This is a genomic window from Vibrio sp. ED004 (assembly GCF_023206395.1).
Lineage (GTDB): Bacteria > Pseudomonadota > Gammaproteobacteria > Enterobacterales > Vibrionaceae > Vibrio.
Window position 1 is genome coordinate 2,742,136 of record NZ_CP066149.1, and the last position, 19,399, is coordinate 2,761,534.

Annotated in this window: 17 protein-coding genes; all 17 read left to right on the plus strand. The window is 45.9% G+C overall.

All coding sequences use genetic code 11. The features are described 5' to 3' along the window. Window positions 1-228 precede the first annotated feature (228 nt). The 17 genes from ITG10_RS12380 to fliL all read left to right on the plus strand — a co-directional run bounded on the left by ITG10_RS12380 (window position 229) and on the right by fliL (window position 19,396). Window positions 229-1,143, plus strand: a complete 915-nt coding sequence (locus ITG10_RS12380) for an IS110 family transposase (RefSeq protein ID WP_248386419.1) — start codon at window positions 229-231, stop codon at window positions 1,141-1,143. Window positions 1,144-1,800: 657 nt separating this feature from the next. Continuing rightward, on the plus strand, window positions 1,801-2,931 hold the full coding sequence (locus tag ITG10_RS12385) for a flagellin (protein WP_017631783.1): 1,131 nt from the start codon (window positions 1,801-1,803) through the stop codon (window positions 2,929-2,931). Window positions 2,932-3,012: 81 nt separating this feature from the next. Beyond that, window positions 3,013-3,438: a flagellar protein FlaG gene (flaG, locus tag ITG10_RS12390; protein ID WP_017631782.1), complete on the plus strand. Its 426-nt coding sequence runs from the start codon at window positions 3,013-3,015 to the stop codon at window positions 3,436-3,438. A 22-nt stretch (window positions 3,439-3,460) separates the two neighbouring features. After that, window positions 3,461-5,488 carry a flagellar filament capping protein FliD gene (gene fliD, locus ITG10_RS12395; RefSeq protein ID WP_017631781.1) on the plus strand — a complete coding sequence of 676 codons (2,028 nt, stop codon included), beginning with the start codon at window positions 3,461-3,463 and terminating at the stop codon, window positions 5,486-5,488. 3 nt (window positions 5,489-5,491) lie between these two features. After that, window positions 5,492-5,797, plus strand: a complete 306-nt coding sequence (locus ITG10_RS12400; RefSeq protein ID WP_017631780.1) for a flagellar protein FliT — start codon at window positions 5,492-5,494, stop codon at window positions 5,795-5,797. A gap of 12 nt (window positions 5,798-5,809) precedes the next feature. Further along, window positions 5,810-6,220 (plus strand): flagellar export chaperone FliS, encoded by a 411-nt coding sequence (gene fliS, locus ITG10_RS12405; protein ID WP_017631779.1) that lies wholly within the window; start codon window positions 5,810-5,812, stop codon window positions 6,218-6,220. A 229-nt stretch (window positions 6,221-6,449) separates the two neighbouring features. Next, a complete protein-coding gene (locus tag ITG10_RS12410; RefSeq protein WP_017631778.1) occupies window positions 6,450-7,916 on the plus strand; it encodes a sigma-54 dependent transcriptional regulator in 1,467 nt (488 codons plus the stop codon). 183 nt (window positions 7,917-8,099) lie between these two features. Beyond that, on the plus strand, window positions 8,100-9,140 hold the full coding sequence (locus tag ITG10_RS12415; RefSeq protein ID WP_017631777.1) for an ATP-binding protein: 1,041 nt from the start codon (window positions 8,100-8,102) through the stop codon (window positions 9,138-9,140). A gap of 33 nt (window positions 9,141-9,173) precedes the next feature. Beyond that, window positions 9,174-10,583 carry a sigma-54 dependent transcriptional regulator gene (locus tag ITG10_RS12420; protein WP_017631776.1) on the plus strand — a complete coding sequence of 470 codons (1,410 nt, stop codon included), beginning with the start codon at window positions 9,174-9,176 and terminating at the stop codon, window positions 10,581-10,583. 132 nt (window positions 10,584-10,715) lie between these two features. Beyond that, window positions 10,716-11,027 (plus strand): flagellar hook-basal body complex protein FliE, encoded by a 312-nt coding sequence (fliE, locus tag ITG10_RS12425; protein WP_026084346.1) that lies wholly within the window; start codon window positions 10,716-10,718, stop codon window positions 11,025-11,027. A 16-nt stretch (window positions 11,028-11,043) separates the two neighbouring features. Further along, entirely contained in the window at window positions 11,044-12,786 is a 1,743-nt protein-coding gene (fliF, locus tag ITG10_RS12430) for a flagellar basal-body MS-ring/collar protein FliF (RefSeq protein ID WP_017631774.1), read from the plus strand. Further along, on the plus strand, window positions 12,779-13,840 hold the full coding sequence (gene fliG / locus ITG10_RS12435) for a flagellar motor switch protein FliG (protein WP_017060682.1): 1,062 nt from the start codon (window positions 12,779-12,781) through the stop codon (window positions 13,838-13,840). The genes fliF and fliG overlap by 8 nt, the downstream gene beginning before the upstream one ends. Window positions 13,841-13,965: 125 nt before the next feature. After that, window positions 13,966-14,766, plus strand: a complete 801-nt coding sequence (gene fliH / locus ITG10_RS12440) for a flagellar assembly protein FliH (protein WP_017631773.1) — start codon at window positions 13,966-13,968, stop codon at window positions 14,764-14,766. Then, window positions 14,766-16,085: a flagellar protein export ATPase FliI gene (gene fliI / locus ITG10_RS12445; RefSeq protein ID WP_017060680.1), complete on the plus strand. Its 1,320-nt coding sequence runs from the start codon at window positions 14,766-14,768 to the stop codon at window positions 16,083-16,085. Before fliH ends, fliI begins: the two co-directional genes overlap by 1 nt. A gap of 19 nt (window positions 16,086-16,104) precedes the next feature. After that, the gene (fliJ, locus tag ITG10_RS12450; RefSeq protein WP_017631772.1) at window positions 16,105-16,542 is read left to right on the plus strand and encodes a flagellar export protein FliJ; all 438 of its coding nucleotides are present in this window, start codon (window positions 16,105-16,107) and stop codon (window positions 16,540-16,542) included. Window positions 16,543-16,724: 182 nt separating this feature from the next. Further along, window positions 16,725-18,854 (plus strand): flagellar hook-length control protein FliK, encoded by a 2,130-nt coding sequence (locus ITG10_RS12455; protein WP_017631771.1) that lies wholly within the window; start codon window positions 16,725-16,727, stop codon window positions 18,852-18,854. A gap of 53 nt (window positions 18,855-18,907) precedes the next feature. Continuing rightward, on the plus strand, window positions 18,908-19,396 hold the full coding sequence (gene fliL, locus ITG10_RS12460; protein ID WP_050621056.1) for a flagellar basal body-associated protein FliL: 489 nt from the start codon (window positions 18,908-18,910) through the stop codon (window positions 19,394-19,396). The last annotated feature ends 3 nt before the right edge of the window (window positions 19,397-19,399 follow it).

Sequence of the window (19,399 nt, forward strand, 5' to 3'; positions counted from 1 at the left end):
TTGGTAGTTGATTGGAAAGCGAGATTCCCTATCACGCTCAATGGTATGGACTCCCCACCTTAACTGACAGTGTCAGCTAAAGTTACAGGTGCGAACCAAAACAGGAGCCCATACTATGAATAAATTTAACACAATCTCGATTGATTTAGCCAAATCCGTCTTTCAAGTCGCGGTATTTAACCGCCATGGAAAGCGTAAGTTGAACCAAGCTATGTCTAAAAAAAGAAAATGCTAACGGTCATCAGCCAACACCCTGGCGCGACCATTTGCATAGAGGCCTGTGCGGCATCTCATTATTGGGGACGAACGTTTCAAAGCCGTGGTCATACCGTCAAAATGATACCTCCCCAAAAAGTGAAGCCATATCGCTGTGGTAATAAGAACGATGCTAATGATGCTATCGCGATTTACGAAGCTTCCTTACGCTCCGATATTCATGCGGTACCAGTAAAAACACCTGAGCAGCAAGATATCGCTATGCTGCTGAGTTTAAGACAAAGCTATATAAAACAACGCACAGCAGTAAGTCTACGGATCCGTGGCTATGCAGCGGAATGTGGAATTACCTTCCCACAAGGAGCCAATAAACTGCGAGAACTGCTCCCTCTCGTTATCGAAGATGCAGAGAATGAATTAACACTGACAACTCGATTCGTTCTCCGAGAATTACATGCTCAGCTACTAAGTCTTGATGAGCCTATCGAGAGAGTTGAATTGCAACTTATAGACTTTGCAAAGCAAATACCCGCTTGCCAGTTATTAATCACTTTACGAGGTGTACGTTGGGTGATTGCAAGTGCCATTTTTTCCCGCCTAGGTGACGCTTCGGCCTATAGAAATGGGCGAGGGGCTAGTGCGAGCTTAGGTTTAGTTCCGGCTCATACTGGCAGTGGTGGTAAGAACAAAAACCACGGAATAAGTAAATCAGGTGATAAAACCTTACGCTCTCTTGTCGTTCATGGAGCAAGAGCAGTGGTAGCGAATATCCGAGATAAAGAAGATCGCTTAAGTTGCTGGATACGAAACTTGTTAGAAAGAAAGTCGTTTAACCAAGTAGTTGTCGCCCTTGCTAACAAAACGATCAGAATGGCTTGTGCCATGCTGAAGAGCAATCGATCTTATAATGAAACGTTACTCGCTTAACAATTGATTTTATAAGGTTAAGGGAGACATCAATCCCCCATGTAAGCAAGTAAATTATGGTAAAGAGTGAGCATAGCAAGCAAGAGAAACTCTGAGAGGGACGAAGGTGATAATACACCACACGCTCGATAAGAACTTTTGCTGAGTGGATTAAGCCATAGAGGTTCGGGGTAGCTCCCCATAAAGAAACCGAATATACGTGCACTTGCGTACCTTTACTCGTTTCCTTGCAATACTAGGGGAGTCCATATACGTTCCTCATTGTAGGGAATGACGGGAATTGGAAAATGATTTCCTCGCTCACTACATCGAAGCAGTCTTTCGTCATCCCAGAATCGAGTAGAACGAGATATCAGGGGTCTCTTTTGGTTTTATATTCAACACCACGCTCATTAACTTAAATAATGGGGCAACTTTAGCGAATGTCGCCCTATTAATTGAAGCCCGATCACACTTTCCTTTGTTGTTGAAAAGAATATGAAAAAAAGCGCATTTTTTATTAAAGCTTCTAATTAAGGGGCCGTTAAAGGGATTGAGAGAAATGATATGTACCAATGTAAGGTGAGAGAGACACTGGTGCATAAACAAAATTGACATGTATTTGTGTGAGGTGAGAGTCACATAAGTACATTAAAAAATGCCTAAAGGAGATCAACTATGGCGATTAATGTAAGCACAAATGTGTCTGCAATGACGGCTCAGCGCTACCTAAATAGCGCAGCTGAAGGTACTCAAAAATCAATGGAGCGTTTGTCTTCTGGCTATAAAATCAATAGCGCAAAAGATGATGCTGCAGGCCTACAAATCTCTAACCGCTTAACGTCGCAAAGTCGTGGCCTAGATATGGCTGTAAAAAACGCGAATGACGGTATCTCTATTGCACAGACAGCTGAAGGTGCAATGAATGAGTCAACCAACATTCTGCAACGTATGCGTGACCTTTCTCTTCAATCTTCAAACGGTTCGAACAGCAAATCTGAACGTGTTGCGATCCAAGAAGAAGTCTCTGCTCTAAACACAGAACTTAACCGTATTGCTGAAACGACCTCTTTTGGTGGTAACAAGCTTCTTAACGGTACTTACGGCAGCCAATCTTTCCAAATCGGTGCAGATTCTGGTGAAGCAGTAATGCTTACAATGAATAACATGCGTACTGACACTCAAGACATGGGTGGCAAGAGCTACGGCGTTACAGAAGGCAAAGATGCTTCTTGGCGTGTAGGTGCAGGTGCTGACTTAACGATCAAATACAACGATAAGTTTGGTGAAGCACAAGAGTTGTCTATTTCTGCGAAGGAAGGCAACGACATGGAAGAGCTAGCAACTTACATCAACGGTCAAAGCCAAGACGTTAAAGCGTCAGTAGGCGAAGGCGGTAAACTGCAACTTTTCGCCTCAAGCCAAAAAGTTGAAGGCGATGTTGAGTTCGGTGGCAGCCTTGCTGGTGAACTAGGTATCGGAGCTGGTAAAGACGTTACCGTTAACGACATCGACGTAACTTCGGTTGCTGGTGCAAACGAAGCGGTATCGATCATTGATGGCGCACTAAAATCTGTTGATAGTAACCGTGCATCTCTTGGTGCTTTCCAAAACCGTTTTGACCACGCAATCAGCAACTTAGACAACATCAACGAAAACGTTAATGCATCTAAGAGCCGTATCAAGGATACCGATTACGCGAAAGAAACAACGGCAATGACGAAGTCTCAAATCCTACAACAGGCGAGTACTTCTATCTTAGCTCAAGCAAAACAATCACCATCAGCAGCTCTAAGCTTATTGGGCTAAACTTACTTCGGTAAGTAGCGGTAAACTCTACTCTGGGTAGAGTTTTACTGTATGGCTCATAAAGGAGGGAGGGAGAGTGTTATGGAAATATCATCCAACGCATCGAACATCCAGCCTTATGGCTCACCTAATGGCATTAAATTTGCAAGCGATGAAGGTAGTAGTGCGTCGAGCACTTCACGACTGAAAGAAGCAACACCTTATGGCAAGGTAGAGAAATCGAAAGAGGAAGCTACCGAAGCGGCGATTCAATTAGCTCAACATAGACAAGAGCTGAATGATGAAGAGCGAGTCAAGATGGTGGAGAAGGTAAACGAGTTTATCTCTTCTCTCAATAAGGGTGTTGCCTTTAAAGTCGATGAAGAGTCAGGTAGGGATGTGGTGACCATTTATGAGACCACAACCGGTGATATTATTCGCCAAATACCCGATGAAGAAATGCTTGAAATTCTAAGACGCCTAGCAGCCCAAAACTCGAATAGTCGAATATTTGAGGTGAAGGTTTAAGTCGTATTATTGAGGTGGTTTAATGAGTTTTGGCCCAATGGGGATTTCGTCTGGCATGGATATCAATTCCATGGTCAGCAAAATTGTTGATTCGGAGCGTGTACCTAAACAGCAACGAATCGATAATGAACGAACGCGAATCGATACCAGCATTAGTGCCTATGGAAGACTCAGAGAATCCCTTGATTCGATGAAAAACCTGATGACAAACTTTCGTCAGGAAAAAGCTTTTGCTGTACGAACAGTAGAAAGTACCGATGAAGCTCTTGTCTCTGCAACGGCGACTACCGAAGCGATCGCTGGCAAATATGCCATCGATGTGTTGCAGCTTGCCCAAAGCCATAAAGTGGCTTCTGATGTGCTATCAGAAGACATGAAATTTGGCCCAGGTAAGCTGCAGGTTTCGCTTGGCGATGACAGCTTTGATGTGCAAGTTGGCGATAGATCGAAACTGATCGATATCGTTCGCAGCATAAACGGTGCAGATAGCAACCCAGGTGTTCGCGCATCTGTTATTAATGATGTTGAAGGCCCTCGACTTATTGTTGCCTCGAACCAGTCTGGCTCCGATCAACAAATCAGCATTAACGTCGAATCTGATGCTGCCAATCCTCTCAAAAAACTCGAATATAAAACCCTAGAAGAGCGTGTTAAAGCACTAGAGAAAGCTCGCCTTGCCGCTCAAGACGTTCTTGCTCTGACTCCTGCAGGAAAAGCTGCACAACTCGTTGATGACGCGATTTCGAACGATGACCCAAATGCGAGTGAAACACTCGATGAAGACGGCAATGTCATCCCTGCATCCCAAACCGATTCCACCTCCGTTGCTGACGAAGACTCTCAAAGTCTTAGCTACGGCGAACAAGCCGCTGCCGACGGCCAAGCTGCCCTTGATGCAGCTAAAGCGGCAAAATCTGTCATGCCTGAAGACAATATCCCAGGTTGGACGGAAACTGCCTCTGGTACGCTTCTTGATTCTTACTACACACCAGAGCTTGAGCTTGATGAAAAAGCGATAGAGAAAGCACCCGATGTTCCGGGGTGGTCAAATGCTGCCTCAGGTACGTTGACAGATTCCTACGTGACGCCAAAAGAAGCCCAGCAAAAGCTTGAGGCGGAACAAGCGCGTATCGAAGAAAAGATCTCACAAGAAAAAGCAGAGCTCGCAGAGAAAGTTCAAAAAGGCGAATTGACGGCTGAACAAGCCAAAAAGATTGAACGTGCCAAACTTGATCCGGAAGAGCGTGAACAATTAGAGAAGGTCGATAAAGCACAAGCTGATCTTGCTCAGGCTCAAGAGTCTTTCGATACCTACAGTGGTATGACGGAAGTTCAAGCCGGACAAGATTCAATGGTTGTCTTGGATGGCGTTGCTCAGCTCTCAAGTAACAACAATGTGATTGAAGATGCCGTGGAAGGCATCGATATTACGGTAAAAGGAAAAACACCCAAAGATAAGCCGCCGGCAGAAATTGGCGTGGAGTACGACCGTAATAGTGTTCGCCAAGACATTGAAGCTTTTGTTAATTCTTACAATCAGTTTTACCAAGTGTCTAAAAACTTGGCAGGTGTTGACCCAACGACTGGCCAAAAAGGGCCACTGTCTGGCGACAGTACCGTGCGTAACGCTGACTCACGATTAAAAGGTGTGTTCTCATCAAGCATTGAAGGCGCGCCGGACAACCTAAAGTCTTTGACCGAGTTTGGTATCACGACCACAAGACAAGGTTCGTTAGAGATCAACTACGACATGCTCGACCGCCAACTGAACAACAACTTCGACAAGTTGGGAGAGTTCTTTGGTGGCAACAACGGTTTTGCTAAAAAAGTCGAAGATGCGATTCAAGGTATCACAGGTATCACAGGCTCGATTCGTACAAGAGAAAAGAGCTTAGTCGAGCAAAATTACCGCCTAGCGGATGACCAAAGCGCGCTCGATCGACGCATGGATAGCTTGGAGAGCCGTACCCACTCTAAGTTCACCGCGATGCAAGATGCGACCAGTAAGATGCAATCTCAGTTGGGCAGTATGATGAATGCGTTGGGCTAATCGATGAATAGCCAGCTTCAAGAGCTTTGTGAACTAGATCAACTAATTATCTCTAAGCTCGAATTTAGTGAAATTAATGCTGAAGAAATAACGCAGCTTGTCGATAACAGAGAACAGTTATTGCAAAACGTGCTTCAATTAATCGACTCACACCCCGACGTTAAGCAAAGTTCTGAATGGTTTGAAGCCATTACCAGAACCAGAAAATTGGTCGAATTGATGCAGTCTAAGACGAGTCGAGTAGGTAAGACCCTACACAAATACCGTCATGGCGCTAAATCAGTTCAACAATACAAAAAGTTTTTATAGAAGAGGTTTACTATGCGCGGTTCTTTACAGGCATATAAAAAGGTATCAGTGGATAGTCAGCTAACAGCTGCCTCACCGCATAAAATTGTACAAATGCTAATGTCAGGTGCTATCGAGCGTCTGATTCAAGGCAAAGCGGCAATGCAAGCTGGCAACATTCCAGTGAAAGGTGAGCGACTTGGTAAGGCTCTAGATATCATTATTAGCCTACGTAGTTGCCTGTCTATGGACGATGGCGGCGACATTGCGAAAAACCTAGATCAACTTTATGAGTTCATGATCACGCAAATTTCTGCGGCAAATCACAAAAATGACCCACAGCCTATTGATGATGTTATCGATATTATCCGCGAAATTAAGAGCGCTTGGGACCAAATTCCGAATGAATATCACAACTTGACGTCTGCTGACGTAGGTATTTAAAGAAAAATTGCAGTTTTAACCAATCTCATATCCCTTAATTGGTTGGTTGCCTTATTTTTTTAATCAAATAAAATAGAAGCCATTAGATAGCCTAATGGCTTTTTTTCGTTGCTGATTTCCTAAATTTGTCCACGTAAAACATAATCATTGATACATATCTTTGTTTTATAGATTACGTCGCTCACCGTTTTTCCGCATCGCACCAAAATAAAGGCAATAATTCCTACTTATGCAAGGTTTGGCAAAACTGCTTGTCGTCGACGATAACGCTCAAGATCGTCACAATTTAAGCACAATATTAGAGTTTGTAGGAGAGAGCTGCGAAGTAATCAGCTCTGAACAAGCGCGCAAGGTTGACTGGTCACAACAGTGGGCCGGCTGCATCATTGGCTCAATTAAAGGTAAAGGCTTCAACGCATTACTGAATGAAAAGCTTGTTCACGCCAATCACATCCCACTATTAGTGATTGGCAAAAATAATCACCCGGTTGACGAGCTCACTAACTTTGTTGGTGAACTTGAACTTCCTCTTAACTACCCGCAATTAAGTGATGCATTAAGACACTGTAAAGACTTTTTAGGTCGCAAGGGTGTTCAAGTTGTCTCTTCGGCACGTAAGAACACACTGTTTCGTAGCCTAGTCGGTCAAAGTGCTGGCATTCAAGAAGTACGTCACTTAATTGAACAAGTCTCTTCGACAGAAGCGAATGTACTGATTCTTGGTGAATCAGGTACGGGCAAAGAAGTCGTAGCACGTAATATTCATTATCATTCTAAGCGTCGTTCTGGACCTTTCGTGCCAGTGAACTGTGGCGCAATTCCACCAGACTTATTGGAAAGCGAACTGTTCGGTCATGAGAAGGGCGCATTTACTGGTGCGATTACTGCACGTAAAGGCCGCTTTGAATTGGCTGAAGGTGGCACACTGTTTCTTGATGAGATTGGCGATATGCCAATGGCGATGCAGGTTAAGCTGCTACGCGTCTTACAAGAACGATGTTTTGAGCGTGTAGGTGGCAACAGCACCATTCAAGCTGATGTTCGCGTGATAGCGGCAACACACCGCAACCTTGAAGACATGATCGATGATGACTCGTTCCGTGAAGATCTTTACTATCGTTTGAATGTATTCCCGATTGAGATGCCAGCGCTGCAAGATCGCAAAGAAGACATTCCACTGTTGCTTCAAGAACTAATGACACGAATGGAAGCGGAAGGCAGCATGCCTATTTGCTTCACACCTCGCGCGATTAACTCTTTGATGGAGCACTACTGGCCAGGTAACGTTCGTGAATTAGCAAACTTAGTGGAACGCATGGTTATCCTCTATCCAAATAGCTTGGTTGATGTAAACCATCTGCCAACTAAGTATCGATACAGCGATATTCCTGAGTTCCAGCCTGAGTTTAATAGCTTTGTGTCTGAAGAAGAGCAAGAGCGTGATGCACTGGCTGACTTGTTCTCAGAAGATTTCAGCTTTGATCAGCAAGATGATATCGCTGACAACGCGAATGCACCTCAAGAGTTACCTCCAGAAGGGGTTAACCTGAAAGAACTGCTTGCGGATATGGAAGTGAATATGATCAACCAAGCTTTGGAGGCGCAGGGCGGTATTGTTGCTCGTGCGGCTGACATGCTTGGAATGCGCAGAACCACTTTGGTTGAAAAAATGCGTAAATATAACTTGCAGCGTTAGTGTCCAGTTTTATACGAAAGTGAAAACTAGCACGCACATTTTAGCTATTTCCTAACGCTAGCTAAGTGAATTGATAAACCATAGTCGAGTTGTTGCTTGCTTAACTATGTGATAAATATAGCAAATAGCCTGATTCGTGTTTTACGTGTCAGGCTGTTTTAGTATTTGAGGCAAATTTTTGACATGCACGTATCTAACGAACCAGAAAATCAATCACACCTAGATTCTGTTGAACAGCAGGTTGAGCGCTATAAGCAAGTGCTCGATGTGATGCCAGCAGGGGTCATCTTGTTAGATACACATGGCGAAGTGAGAGAAGCCAACCCAGAAGCGCACCGTATTCTTGGGGTTGAGCTCGTAGGCGAGAAGTGGTTTTCGGTCATTCAAAGTGCTTTTGACCCTAAAGACGATGATGGACATGAGATCTCATTGAAGAACGGACGAAAAGTACGTTTGGCGATTTCAGCTTCAACCACGGGTCAACTTATCTTGATTACCGATCTGACAGAAACTCGTCTTCTTCAGTCTCGTGTGAGTGATCTTCAACGCTTATCGTCGTTAGGCAGAATGGTAGCCTCGCTTGCCCATCAGGTTCGTACGCCGCTTTCTAGTGCGATGTTGTATGCTTCCAACCTTGCCGCGCCAAATCTACCACCGGCAACAAAGACACGTTTTCAATCTAAGCTTATGGATAGATTGCATGACCTAGAGAAGCAAGTGAATGACATGCTGTTGTTTGCCAAAGGCGGCGACAACAAGGTGGTTAAGCCATTTACTGTCGCTGAATTGATAACCGAATTTCACCCTATGGTGGAAGCGGCACTGAAATCCAACCAGATTGATTATTGTCAGGAAGTTGAAGGCGAAGAGACTCAAATGTTTGGCAACGCCAACGCCATCGCGTCAGCGTTAAGTAATCTGGTTTTGAACGCGGTTCAAATTGCTGGCAAGGAATCGCAGATTGATGTGTTTTTTAGACCAGTAAACGGCGAGCTTAAGATATCAGTACAAGACAGTGGCCCCGGCGTACCGAAAGAGCTTCAAGGTAAAATTATGGAACCATTCTTTACCACTCGCTCTCAAGGGACAGGCTTAGGCTTAGCGGTTGTACAAATGGTATGTCGAGCGCATGAAGGCCGACTGGAATTGATCTCAGAAGAAGGTGATGGCGCATGTTTTACCATGTGCTTACCGCTAGAAAGAAGCGCTTCTACTGAAGACTAATAAGTTTTAACTGAATTTACACTGGAGAATCCTATGGCTCAAAGCAAAGTGTTAATCGTCGAAGATGATGAAGGTCTACGCGAAGCCCTTGTCGACACTCTCGCGCTGGCTGGCTATGAATGGCTGGAAGCGGATAGTGCGGAAGATGCTCTGGTCAAATTAAAATCCAACTCCGTTGATATTGTTGTGTCTGACGTTCAAATGGCAGGCATGGGCGGTTTGGCATTGCTGAGAAACATCAAGCAGCACTGGCCAAATTTACCGGTGTTGTTGATGACTGCTTACGCCAACATCGAAGACGCCGTTGCAGCAATGAAAGAGGGCGCGATTGATTACATGGCGAAGCCATTTGCGCCGGAAGTATTGTTAAACATGGTGAGCCGTTATGCTCCCGTAAAATCGGACGACAATGGGGATGCCATCGTTGCCGATGAAAAAAGCATCAAGCTAATGATGCTGGCTGATAAAGTTGCGAAAACAGATGCCAATGTCATGGTGCTTGGACCTAGTGGTTCAGGCAAAGAGGTAATGTCTCGCTATATTCACAACGCATCTAGTCGTAAAGATGGTCCATTTGTCGCGATTAACTGTGCAGCAATCCCAGACAATATGTTGGAAGCAACATTGTTTGGTTACGAAAAAGGCGCATTTACTGGCGCTATTCAAGCTTGTCCGGGTAAGTTCGAACAAGCGCAAGGCGGCACTATTTTGTTGGATGAGATCAGTGAAATGGATCTTAGCCTTCAAGCCAAATTACTGCGTGTATTGCAAGAGCGCGAGGTTGAGCGTTTAGGCAGCCGTAAGAGCATCAAGTTAGATGTTCGTGTGTTAGCGACCAGTAACCGAGATCTTAAACAGTATGTTTCTGAAGGGAATTTCCGTGAAGATTTATACTACCGACTGAATGTGTTCCCAATTTCTTGGCCACCACTGTGTGAACGTAAAGGGGATATTGAGCCTTTAGCCAAGCATTTAGTTGAGCGCCACTGCACCAAACTTGGTATGCCAGTGCCTGTGATGTCAGCACAAGCGATCAGCAAACTCGTCAATTATCCGTGGCCGGGCAATGTTCGTGAATTAGACAATGTGGTACAGCGTGCGTTAATCTTAAGCGAACAAGAGAATATCTCTGGTGAGCACATTCTGCTTGAAGGTGTCGATTGGCAAGATGCAAGCAGCCTACAACAAATCGTTGAAGGTAATGACGTTGCGACACCAGACATTAAGCCGATTGCTGAAGCCAATCCAATCAGTAAAGTGGCGGCTAGCAGTGAAGGGCTTGGTAATGAGCTTAGAGATCAAGAGTATGCGATCATTCTTGAAACCTTGATCGCATGTAATGGCCGACGCAAAGATATGGCGGAAAAGCTGGGTATTAGCCCTCGTACATTGCGTTATAAGTTGGCGAAAATGCGCGATGCTGGAATAGATATCCCAAACTGAGGATAGATTAGTAGTGTCAGCTTTCTGACTAGTGTAATACGATATCTAGTCAATTTAATGTGTGGCACGCTAATTGCTCTGTCAATAATACAGCTAAATAGATAGTCATAATTTTGACTCCTGAGGTAGTAGATGAGAATAGATGGTTTACAAGGCGAAATGCAGGCAATGATGGTCGAAGCTGCCAGCGCGCGTCCCGCAGCAACGGGGCATGCGGTCGGTGCAGATTTTGGCAACATGCTGACTAATGCCATCAATAATGTGAACTCATTACAGAAGACCTCAGGTGATCTTCAAGCTCGTTTTGATAGCGGTGACCAAAGCGTGTCTCTATCAGACGTGATGATTGCTCGTAATAAATCTAGTGTGGCTTTTGAGGCGACGATCCAAATTAGAAATAAATTGGTCGAATCGTACAAAGAGCTGATGAACATGCCGGTATAAGTTAGGTAGTTAAATAGTGGCAGATAATAGTCAAACAACAGATTTAACCGTGAGCGATAGCAACGACCACGCACTTATTGCAGGCTCAGAGCTAGACGGCGAAGGGCAGAATCCCGATCTAGGTGAACGCAGTTCATCGAAGTTCGATATGGCCGTAGGTGACCTCGATTTACTTCGTCAGGTCGTCTTAGTGCTTTCTATCTCTATCTGTGTAGCGCTGATTGTGATGCTATTTTTCTGGGTTAAAGAGCCAGAAATGCGTCCATTAGGGGCCTACGAAACAGAAGAATTAATCCCAGTTCTTGATTACTTAGATCTACAAAAGATCGAGTACTCTCTTGAAGGTAATACCATCTCTGTTCCTGCTAGCGAGTACAACTCGTTGAAGCTGAATATGGTACGAGCTGGTTTGAATCAAGAACGAAACGCGGGTGATGACATCCTCATGCAAGACATGGGCTTCGGTGTATCACAGCGTTTAGAGCAAGAGCGTCTTAAGTTAAGTCGAGAAAGACAGCTTGCAAAAGCCATTGAGCAGATGAAACAAGTGCGTAAAGCGCAGGTTTTATTAGCCTTGCCGAAGCAAAGTGTGTTCGTGCGTCATAATCAAGAAGCCTCTGCCTCAGTATTCTTAACTCTAAAAACAGGTACTAACCTCAAGCAGCAAGAAGTCGATTCTGTTGTGGATATGGTGGCGAGTGCCGTTCCGGGAATGAAAACTTCACGTATTACCGTAACCGATCAACACGGTCGACTTCTGAGTTCAGGTTCTCAAGACCCGATGTCAGCTGCGCGTCGTAAAGAACATGAGTTAGAGCGTAACCAAGAGCAAGCGCTGCGTGAGAAAATTGACTCTATCCTGATTCCGATTCTTGGGTTTGGTAACTATACCGCTCAGGTTGATATTCAACTCGATTTCAGTGCTGTCGAGCAAACGAGAAAACGTTTTGACCCGAACACGCCAGCAACACGAAGCGAATACACATTAGAAGATTATAACAACGGCAATACTGTTGCAGGCATTCCGGGTGCCTTGAGTAATCAGCCTCCTGCTGATGCTTCAATCCCGCAAGACGTTGCTCAGATGAAAGACGGCGCGATGACAGGCCAAGGCTCTGTTCACAAAGAAGCGACCCGAAACTTTGAGCTAGACACCACCATCAGTCATGAACGTAAACAGAGCGGCACGGTTAATCGCCAGACGGTTTCTGTTGCGATCAAAGACCGTCAATCCTTGAACCCAGATACGGGTGAAGTGGTTCATACTCCGATCCCGGCGAGCGAGATCAATGCGATTCGCCAAGTATTGATTGGTACGGTGGGCTTTGATGAAACTCGTGGTGATTTGCTAAACGTATTAAGCATGCAGTTTGCACCTCAAGTAACAGATGTTGTTGCTGATGTACCAATCTGGGAGCATCCAAACTTCAATGATTGGGTTCGTTGGTTTGCAAGTGCGTTGGTTATTATTGTGGTGGTGTTGGTACTTGTTCGCCCTGCAATGAAGAAACTGCTTAACCCAGCAGCAGACAACGATGAACAGATGTACGGCCCTGATGGTATGCCAATTGGTGCCGACGGCGAAACCAGCTTAATTGGTGGTGATATTGAAGGTGGTGAGCTGTTTGAATTTGGTTCAAGCATCGACTTACCAAACCTTCATAAAGACGAGGACGTGCTGAAAGCAGTACGTGCACTTGTAGCGAATGAACCAGAGCTAGCAGCTCAAGTAGTTAAGAATTGGATGACAGATGGCTAACGAAATTGTTCCACAACAAACTGAAGGCGGTGAAGTGCTTGATGTCTCTAGCGTGGATATCGGCTCTATCTCAGGCGATGAGCGCGCTGCGATCTTGTTGCTCAGTTTAAATGAAGAAGATGCTGCTGGTATTATTCGTCACCTAGAGCCAAAGCAGGTTCAGCGTGTGGGTAGTGCGATGGCGCGAGCTACAGACCTATCCCAAGAGAAAGTAGGCGCGGTGCACCGTGCTTTCTTAGATGATATTCAGAAGTACACCAACATTGGTATGGGCAGCGAAGACTTCATGCGTAATGCGTTAGTTGCTGCTCTGGGTGAAGACAAGGCGAATAACCTGGTTGACCAAATCCTCCTCGGCACAGGTTCGAAAGGTTTGGATTCGCTTAAGTGGATGGATCCTCGTCAGGTGGCGAGCATTATCATCAACGAGCACCCTCAAATACAAACCATTGTGTTGTCGTACCTCGATGCCGATCAATCGGCTGAGATCTTGTCTCAGTTCCCAGAGCGAGTTCGTCTGGATCTGATGATGCGTATTGCCAACCTTGAAGAAGTTCAACCTTCGGCGCTTGCTGAACTGAACGAAATCATGGAGAAACAGTTCGCGGGTCAAGCGGGTGCTCAAGCGGCCAAAATTGGTGGCCTGAAAGCCGCGGCTGAGATCATGAACTACATGGATAACAACGTGGAAGGCGTCTTGATGGATCAAATCCGTGATCAAGACGAAGACATGGCAACGCAGATTCAAGATCTGATGTTTGTCTTTGAAAACCTTATTGAAGTTGATGACCAAGGTGTTCAACGTCTACTACGTGATGTTCCACAAGACATTCTACAGAAAGCACTTAAAGGTGCCGATGAAGGCCTACGTGAGAAGATCTTCAAGAACATGTCTAAACGTGCTGCCGATATGATGAGAGACGATATTGAGGCGATGCCGCCAGTCAAAGTCTCTGATGTTGAAGCGGCTCAGAAAGAGATTTTGGGTATCGCGAGGAAGATGGCAGACAGTGGCGAAATTATGCTGTCTGGTGGCGCCGACGAGTTCCTTTAATACAGAAACCTCAAAAGCCCCACACTGTTGGGGCTTTTCTTTATCCAATCTCGAACCACAGATTAACTCAGTTTAACTGCTTGAATTCACAATACAGTTAAGCTCACTCTTAGATAGGTACTGATATGTCAGGTGATAGAAAACGCGGCTTCCTTCGCCCTGAAGAAGATAATACGGTTGCCCAACCTCAGAAATGGGGGCTGCCTGACTACACCTCTGACGTGAGCAAACAAGCCAAAGAAACCGCTTTTAACTACGACCCTAGTTGGATGCCAACGGTTGAAGAAGCCATTGAAGATGAAGAGCTGGTTCTGACTGAAGAGCAAATCGAGCTGATTAAACAAGGCGCTTATCAGGAAGGGCTGCATCAAGGCCAAGAGGCGGGCTTTAAGCAAGGCTATGAAAAAGGCAAAGAAGAAGGTTTTGCCGCAGGTCACGAAGAAGGCAACGAAGCCGGCAAGCTTGAAGGCGTAACCGCGGGTCAAGAATACATTCAACAACAAGTGGCCGTCTTTATGGGGCTGGCAAACCAGTTTGCTCAACCATTAGAGCTGATGAACGCTCAGGTGGAGAAGCAATTGGTCGACATGGTGCTTACCATGGTCAAAGAAGTGGTTCATGTTGAAGTGCAAACCAATCCACAAATCATATTAGATACCGTTAAAGAATCGGTAGAGTCGTTGCCGATCTCTGGTCACGCAATCACATTGAAGCTTAACCCTGAAGATGTCGCGATCATTCGCTCTGCGTATGGTGAAACTGAGTTGGATTACCGTAATTGGACGCTGGTCGCAGAGCCAGCACTCAACCGTGGTGATGTACAAATTGAAGCGGGTGAGTCGAGCGTTAACTACCGTATGGAAGATCGCGTAAAGAACGTCATTCAAAACTTCTGCGGCGCAAATCGTCACCAAGGTCATGAGTAATGCTTGAGTTAGCGAACCGTCTCAGTCAATACAAAGTCGAAGGACTAAAATCGCGACCGATTGCCTCAGGTAAGTTAGTACGTGTTGTTGGCTTAACGCTTGAAGCGACCGGCTGTAAAGCGCCAATCGGCAGTTTGTGTTTAGTGGAAACCATGTCTGGTCAGATGGAAGCCGAAGTCGTCGGTTTCTCTGGCGATAACCTATTTTTGATGCCGAGTGAGCAAATTACCGGGATCTTACCTGGCGCTCGTGTCACACCAATGACCACCGAAAGTGGTATCCCTGTTGGAATGGAACTGCTTGGTCGAGTGATCGACGGCGTAGGTAATCCACTCGACGGTTTAGGTCCAATATACACCGAGCAACGCGCTTCCTTTAATGCTGAGCCAATCAACCCGTTAGCACGTAAACCGATTTCTGAACCACTTGATGTCGGCTTGAAAGCGATTAATGGTTTGCTAACCGTTGGTAAAGGGCAACGTATCGGTCTGTTTGCTGGCTCTGGTGTTGGTAAGTCGGTCACGCTGGGGATGATGACTCGAGGCACAACCGCGCAAGTGGTGGTTGTAGGTCTAATTGGTGAGCGTGGACGAGAAGTAAAAGAGTTTATTGAAGAAATTCTTGGTGAAGATGGCCGTAAGCGTTCGGTTGTTGTTGCCGCTCCTGCCGACTCATCACCATTGATGCGCTTAAAAGGCTGTCAAACCGCGCTGGCTGTCGCCGAGTATTTCCGCGACCAAGGCTTAGATGTTCTGCTGCTCATGGATTCATTGACCCGTTTTGCTCAAGCTCAGCGTGAAATTGCTCTGTCTGTGGGTGAGCCGCCAGCAACCAAAGGTTATCCGCCATCAGTCTTCGCTAAGCTTCCTGCGCTGGTGGAACGAGCAGGTAACGGCAATGATGAACAAGGTTCTATCACAGCTTTCTTTACCGTGTTAACCGAAGGCGATGACTTACAAGATCCGATTGCGGATGCGTCGCGAGCGATTCTCGATGGTCACGTTGTGTTATCTCGTGAGATGGCCGATGCGGGTCACTACCCGGCGATTGACGTTGAGAAATCCGTCAGCCGTGTTATGCCGCAAATCACCACTGAAGAACATGTCTTGATGTCGAAAGCGGTAAGGCAAGTGCTGTCTATCTGTCGTAAAAACCAAGATTTGGTTTCGATTGGTGCTTACAAGCCAGGAACGGATCCAGCAATCGACAGTGCCTTCACGTTGAAGCCAAAACTAGATGAGTACTTGCAGCAGAAGATGAAAGAGACCGTTCCATACGATATGTGCGTCAACATGTTGAAGCATGTATTGGGTGGCTAACGAGTGAATAAGGTTAGTCATGGATAACGCATTAGAATTTTTGCTCGATCAAGCTAAAGATCAAGAGAACCAAGCTGTACTTGCGCTCAACAAAGCGAACTCTGAGCTGCAAGGTTACTATGAGCAAGTTGCGCAGATTGAAAAGTATCGACTGGATTACTGTCAGCAGCTCGTTGACCGCGGCAAGGCAGGCTTAACGGCGAGCCAATATGGTCACTTGAACCGCTTCTTAACTCAGTTGGATGAAACATTATCCAAGCAGAGAGAAGCCGAACACCACTTTAAAAATCAAGTCGACAACTGCCAAAACTACTGGATGGAGTTACGCAAAAAACGTAAATCCTACGAGTGGTTGATGGAGAAAAAGCAGAAAGAGAAAGCAAAGCTGCAAGATCAAAGAGAGCAAAAGCAAATGGATGAGTTCTCGACTCTGTTATACAGCCGAAAGAAGATGTGATCCTAAGCCACGAATGACGTAGGTACTGTTCTTGATATTGTGAGAACCGAACTTATAGGCATGTTTCTTGCTCCGTTTTATATAAAATTGCGCGTTATGCCCACCAAAGGCATGAAAAGCATCCGACTTTCTTTTTGTTGCCTGATTCATGGCAGCAAAGCTAGTAGATAGAGCTTGTATATATGAATGTTAGTCTTTCCTCAAATTCAGCGACCAACAAAACGTCATCGTTGTTGGACACCGGTTCTGCCTCTTCCAAGGTAGAAGAAACCGGCGACTCTAAAGGTTTCTTTGAGTCCTTTAAAGAAGCGCTTGGCTTTGAAGAAAGTGGCAGTAAAGCCGCAGCAAAAGACACAGGAAGCACCGCGAAACCTGATGCTAAACAGGCCTCTACCGAAGGTGAAGCCTCAGCCGAAACGAACAAAGCCGATTCAGCTGAATCAAAGGCTACTGACGAAGTGAGCGAAGCGCAAAGCAAGCAAGCTGCTTCAGAAGTAGAAGGCGAGAAAGCTGCTGATAAAACATCAGCAGAGGCTGAGTCTGGTTCTGAGGTTAAGCTCAAAGCCAATTCGGGCACTGATAGCAGTGTTGCTGATAAAACTGTCGCAGATAAGGCTGATGGTAAAGATGCGCAGGCTACGACTAACGATTCTAAAGAACAGGTTGCTCAATCCCAGACTCAGGGTTCATCAACGGTAGATGGTGCTGCGCAGGCATCGCAAGCCAATGCAGCGATGAGTGAAGGTAATAAATTGCTTGGTCAATTGGATGAGGCAAACAAAACTCTAAATCAAGCGCCAAACGGCAAAGGCTTGCCTCAACAAGGTCAGGTAGATCAAGCCCAAGGTAATATCACCGGTGCTTCTGTTGTAGGAGCTTCCGTTACGGATAAGGCGACACAACAAGCTAAGGCAGAAAATCAAGAGAAGAGCCTTGAAGTCGATTCTGAAATCGCTGTACTTACCGGAGGTAAGGGTGTTTCTCAGCTAACTGATGCTGAAATTCGACAGTTGATGGATAAAGGCGTCACACCAGAACAAATTGAAGCCAGTATGAGCCGAGAGCTGAGCCAAAAGAATGCAGCTAGTGCGGTTGCTGCCGAGCAGAGCCAAGCATTGTCAGCTGCGGATATTGAACTGGCAAAGCAAGTAGATGCCCATACCAAAGCGCTAAACCAATTGAATGGACAAATCGAATCAGAGCAGTCTGTTGTCGATAGCTTGCTTGAGAAGCAACAAAGTGGCGCTAAGTTGACGGTTGATGAGCAAGCCGCTTTGGCTAAAGCGAGCTCTAACCTAGACCTGTTGAATCAACAGCTCACTAACGTTCAACAACAAGCAACGGCTTTGCTAAGTCAAGCTCCGACTGCGAACAGTGTGTCCGGTGAACCCGCTGCTATCGATTGGGATAATACGGGTTCAAGCGAAACTAAAGCCTTAGCTGCGGCAGCATCAACAGCAGCTGTAGCGACGGCGGCACAACAAGTGTCAGCGCAGGCCGCTTCTCAATCAGCAAACAATGCTCTTACGGACAAGGCGGCAATGCTGCACGCCAATAATGCACATGCAGCCCAACAGGCCGCAGCTCAACAAGCTAATGTTGCTTCACCTCAGCAGCAAGCAACGTTGGATCCAGCTTTAACCGCGCAAGGAATGGCGATGAATGCAACGCCAGCTGCCACAAAAGCAGGCTCTACTGATACGCTTCTTAAAGCGGGCGCCGGTGCAGCAGCACTGTCTGGTTTGGGTAAAGCGGGTGCTAAAGAAGATTCTAAAGATTCGACCTTTGCTCAGCAGATCGCTTCAGCGGCTGGTGCACAAGGTACGGCAACGGTGGGTTCAGCACCTACGCGAGCTGAAATTCAAGCTGCTCAACAAGTGCCCTTACAGCTCACCAAAGAGCTAGCCAATGAGCAAGTGGCTGAAAAAGTACAAATGATGATGTCTAAGAACCTTAAGAACTTGGACATTCGTCTCGACCCACCAGAACTGGGCCAAATGAAAATTCGCATGACCATGAATAATGATGTGGCAAACGTGCACTTTACCGTGAGCAATCAGCAAGCGAGAGATGTGATTGAGCAAACCTTACCTCGCTTGAGAGAGATGCTTGCTCAGCAAGGTCTGCAGCTTGCCGATTCGTCTGTTCAACAACAGAACTCCGGTCAGGGACAAGATAGATACAACAATGGTGAGCAACAATCAGGCGCTAACCGCACAAATGATACGCAAGGTGATGAAAACCTTGATAGTGGCAGCAATCTTGAATTGAATGTCGCATCAAAGCGTGATGGAATTAGTTATTATGCCTAATATCAGGCTAAGAACGCTTAGTTAATCGAAAGAACAGGAAGTTAGAGTAAAGTATGGCAGAAGAACAAGATGCACCTAAAGGGAAGAGTAAGCTCCTTATAATCATTATTGCCGTAGTCGTGTTACTGCTTGGTATAGGTGGTGCGCTGTATTTTTTCTTAGGTTCTGACGATAGCGCCTCTGAATCTCAGTCTCAGCCAGCAACGGCTGTGGTCGCGGTAGAGCCTGTTATGTATGTTAATATTCCTCAGCCATTCTTGTTTAATGTGACAGGTGACAAAAAAGATCGCCTAGTTCAGATAAAAGCACAGCTCATGGTACGTGGCAGTAAGAATGAAGACCTGGCTCGTTACCACTCTCCACTTGTAGAAAGTACGCTGCTGGCCACGTTCGCTTCGGCAACGGTCGACCAATTGCGTTCACCAACCGGACGAGTTGAACTGCGTGACAAGGCAACAGAAGATATTAAAGCAAGCCTGGCTCAAGCTGTTGGCCAGCCTGTGATTGAAAAAGTGTTATTCACTGACTTCGTAATTCAATAGGTA